Source organism: Leptothrix ochracea L12 (assembly GCF_000262525.1).
Window position 1 is genome coordinate 13,186 of sequence record NZ_JH660679.1, and the last position, 3,772, is coordinate 16,957.

The following is a 3,772-nucleotide window of genomic DNA, read 5'->3' on the forward strand; positions in this document are numbered from 1 at the left end:
TTCCGTAATCGGCTTGATGCTATTGTTGGATTCAAATCGTTGGATATGGAAGTTATTGTTAGAGTTGTCGATAAATTCCTGTTGCAATTGGAAGCTCAGTTGGCGGATAAGAAAGTTGATGTGAGCTTCACAGATCGACTGCGTGCCTTTCTTGCGAAAAGTGGCTTTGATCCTTTGATGGGTGCACGACCGATGCAGAGAGTCATTCAGGACACAATTCGTCGTGTTCTGGCTGATGAACTTTTATTTGGCCGCCTTAGTGACGGCGGTCGAGTCGCCATCGATGTGGATGATTATGATCATGTTAATCTGAGTTTTGAACTCAAAAAAGGCGATAAATCAAAACCAGAGTCAAGCTTGGTTTGATGGTTAAAATGAAGGTGTGGAAATGACAGTTATTGACTTTAAAATCATCGATCAACGTATGGTTGACTATTTTCCATCGTACGCAACCATCGGTTCTGCTGGACTAGACTTACGGGCCTGTTTAAGTGAGCCACTTATCATTCAGCCAGGTCAGACGCAGCTTATTCCAACAGGGGTATCTATTCATATAGGTGATCCAGGACTTGCTGGAGTTATTTTGCCTCGTTCTGGTTTAGGCCATAAAAATGGCATCGTTTTGGGTAACTTGGTAGGCCTGATTGATAGTGATTATCAAGGTCCCTTGATGGTGAGCTGCTGGAATCGAAGCCAAACAGAATTCACGATGCAGCCCATGGAACGTATGGCGCAACTTGTGATCGTTCCTGTGGTGCAGGCTAAGTTTCGCTTGGTCAATGACTTTGTGGAGTCAAGCGAAAGAGGCGAGGGGGGATTTGGCTCGACGGGCAAGCATTGACTCCGTCGAGCGATGGTGGATATGGATCGTGGATCAGTGAAGTGTTGTTCCTGGCGGTGCCAAGCTGATCATGCTGAAGCCCGTATCTCCGACGCTACGCTGTTCGATTTCCTCGGGGGTGGCCTCTCGAACGTCCTTGACTTCTAGTTGAAGGATCAAGGCGATGCCTGCCAAGGGATGATTACCATCGAGGACGACATAGCTGTCGTACACCTCTGTGATGGTATAGAGCATGTCGGCAGGCATGTTGGGAGTGACGCAGCCCTTGGGAAGGCCCTCGAATTGCATGCCAGCCTCTATGGTTTCTGGAAAGAGGTGACGCTCTTCGAAGAGCACCAAGTTGGCGTCGTAGTCCCCAAAAGCGTGTTCGGGTTCTAAGTGCAGCGTGGTTGTGAATCCAGGATGCTGACCTAGCAGTACTTCTTCCACTTTGGCGAGCAGATCCTCACCGCCATAGAAAAAGTCCAAAGGCTCAGGAAGTTCGTCGATCAGCTGTCCGTGGGCGTCTTCGAGTCGCCAGATTAGCGTGACGACACAGGGATCATGAATATGCATAGCTGTAATTTTCGCATGCACACGAGCACTCCCGCACAATGCGAGGATGCTAAATACTTCCTCTTCTTCTGTACTGGTTGCCGCAGCGCCAATTTTGAGTGTTCCCCTATTGAATAAGCCATGCGCGCAATTGGGGGGACTGAGCCCTGATGAGTTCATGCATCAATATTGGCAGCGCAAACCATTGCTGGTGCGTCAAGCATTCGCTGGCATTCAGCCACCGGTGTCACGGGCTGAACTCTTTCAACTTCTGGCATCAGAAGATGTTGAGTCGCGGCTGGTGTGCCGATCTGGTCCTGAAGCTGACGCTGACTGGACCCTGAAACGTGGCCCGATGTCACGTCGCAGCTTGCCGGCGTTGCATCAATCGGGATGGACCGTGTTGGTGCAAGGTTTGAACTTGCATACGCCCGCAGCGGCTGAGCTTCTAGAACAGTTTCGCTTTGTCCCACAAGCTCGGTTGGATGATCTGATGATGTCATGGGCGAGTGAAGGCGGTGGTGTTGGGCCTCACTTTGACTCTTATGACGTCTTCTTGATTCAAGTTCATGGATGCCGTCGCTGGCGAATTGGACGTATGGATGACGCAGTGTTGCTCCCGAATCTGCCGGTCAAGATCATTGCTAATTTTCGGTTTGAGGAGGAGTGGCTCCTTGAGCCTGGTGACATGCTTTATCTGCCGCCAGGCTGGGCCCACGATGGTGATGCCGTAGGTGGTGAATGCATGACTTGTTCGGTAGGCTTTCGCTCACCGTTTCGCACCGAATTGACGCGAGAAACACTGCTGCGATTGGCTGATGCAGTCGGTGATGATGATCCGCAGGATATCTATCGTGATCCCGATCAACAGGCCACGATGCAGCCCGGGCGTATGCCGAAGGCCATGGTCGATTTTGCGGCTCAAGGACTCAAGCAATTGCTTGAGGAGCCAGGCGCTTTAGCGCGTGCGTTGGGCGAATACTTGAGCGAACCCAAGGCCAATGTGCAATACATTGCGGGTCAGGCTTGGCACTTGGGCTTAGGGATTGAGCTTGATCCTGGAAGCTGCATGATCTACGACGAAGATCATGTGTATCTGAACGGGGAATCTTGGCTGATGGGTGGGCAGGACGCCGTGTTGTTGCGACGGTTGGCCGATGCACGTCGTTTGACGTCGACGGAGCTGCTGAGTGCGGGTAAAGACCTCGAATCACAGCTGCAGCAATGGGTCGAGGATGGTTGGCTACGTGCTACCACGACTTGACTTCGTAGGCATTTAGCCCTCGAATGGAGGGTTGTTTCAGTTTACGGTCATTGTCTATGTATAATCATGGGCTTGAGCTTTTACACCTTGGGGCAACGCAAGGGCCTCGGGATTGGTGGCGTCAAAGAGCGCGGCGCGGTGCGCGGTGGCGGCGAGCACGACCCTTGGTTTGTGGCGCACAAAGACTTGGCGCGCAACGTGCTCTACGTCGTTCAAGGCCACGATCACCCTTGGCTGCAAGCCACCACCCTCAGCGCCAGCGCCACCAGTTGGGTGGCCGGCAGCCCGCCATCCGCTGGATCAGCGGGTTTACTCAGCGCCAAAACCCGCTATCGCCAAAGCGACGCCACCTGTGAATTAAGCCCGGGTGAAGATACAACAAGCATGCAGCTGGCCTTTCCTGTGGCCCAATGGGCCGTCACGCCGGGACAATCGGCCGTGCTCTATGACGGTGACGTCTGTCTGGGCGGCGGCGTGATCCACGCCTGCAACGCGCCCACACCCCGTTAACACGCCCGTCCCAACGCGCCCCAGCCCGTCCTTCACTCCCTTTTTCTGCTTCGTACCGAGATTCATTTGCCTTCTTCTCTGCCCAAGTCTCCCGCTGCCCCCGGCGCAGCCCCCCGCCCGCGTGCCTTCAACCTCGCCAATGCGCGTCATCAGGATCGGCTGCCCAAGCACCTGAGCCCCGAGCAGGTGCAGCGCCTGCGTCAGGCTGCGTTCCAGTTGCCGCAAGCGGTCACAGCTGAGGACTTTCTCAGCGAGCCAGCCACCTTCTGCGATACCGATCTGGACCAGCTCGGTCTGATCCTGCTGCAAAAAGCCATGCCGGGCGTGCGCCCGAGCCGCTGGATTGCGCCCGAGCAGATGGATGCCGCGCTGGCGCACCTTGAGGGCTTGAACCTCAATCCGCAGACCCACGCGCTGATGCAAAACCGCAGCGCCACCCTCGAAGCCTTGGGTGTGCAACGCAACGGTTTGCATTGGGAGCGGCGTGCGCGCCAATCCCTGCAGCTCCAAGCCCAAGGCTGGCGCCTTGCCGTGGCGTTCACGGTTCGGCTCGATGAAGCTGCCATCTGGGCCTTTTTCCGCCAAGGCGATCTGGCCGCTTTGCAAGCCTCCTTTGGCAGCGC

The 3,772-nt window shown here is 54.9% G+C and carries 3 protein-coding genes and 3 pseudogenes; 5 read left to right on the forward strand and 1 reads right to left on the reverse strand.

The annotated features are described in order from the left end of the window. Positions 1-366: pseudogene (gene clpA / locus LEPOCDRAFT_RS01415) on the forward strand (ATP-dependent Clp protease ATP-binding subunit ClpA); the annotation flags it as partial. Between the two features lie 22 nt (positions 367-388). Further along, on the forward strand, positions 389-841 hold the full coding sequence (gene dut / locus LEPOCDRAFT_RS01420) for a dUTP diphosphatase (protein WP_043909714.1): 453 nt from the start codon (positions 389-391) through the stop codon (positions 839-841). 33 nt (positions 842-874) lie between these two features. On the opposite strand, the gene LEPOCDRAFT_RS01425 is transcribed toward dut, so the two are convergent. Then, a complete protein-coding gene (locus LEPOCDRAFT_RS01425) occupies positions 875-1,396 on the reverse strand; it encodes an FKBP-type peptidyl-prolyl cis-trans isomerase (protein WP_009453422.1) in 522 nt (173 codons plus the stop codon). Positions 1,397-1,553: 157 nt separating this feature from the next. Here LEPOCDRAFT_RS01425 and LEPOCDRAFT_RS01430 point away from each other — a divergent pair, with 157 nt between their 5' ends. The 3 genes and pseudogenes from LEPOCDRAFT_RS01430 to LEPOCDRAFT_RS01440 form a co-directional block, all read left to right on the forward strand. Next, entirely contained in the window at positions 1,554-2,639 is a 1,086-nt protein-coding gene (locus tag LEPOCDRAFT_RS01430) for a JmjC domain-containing protein (RefSeq protein ID WP_009453423.1), read from the forward strand. Between the two features lie 57 nt (positions 2,640-2,696). Beyond that, positions 2,697-3,149: pseudogene (locus LEPOCDRAFT_RS01435) on the forward strand (aminomethyltransferase beta-barrel domain-containing protein); the annotation flags it as partial. A 66-nt stretch (positions 3,150-3,215) separates the two neighbouring features. Continuing rightward, positions 3,216-3,772: pseudogene (locus tag LEPOCDRAFT_RS01440) on the forward strand (helicase-related protein); the annotation flags it as partial.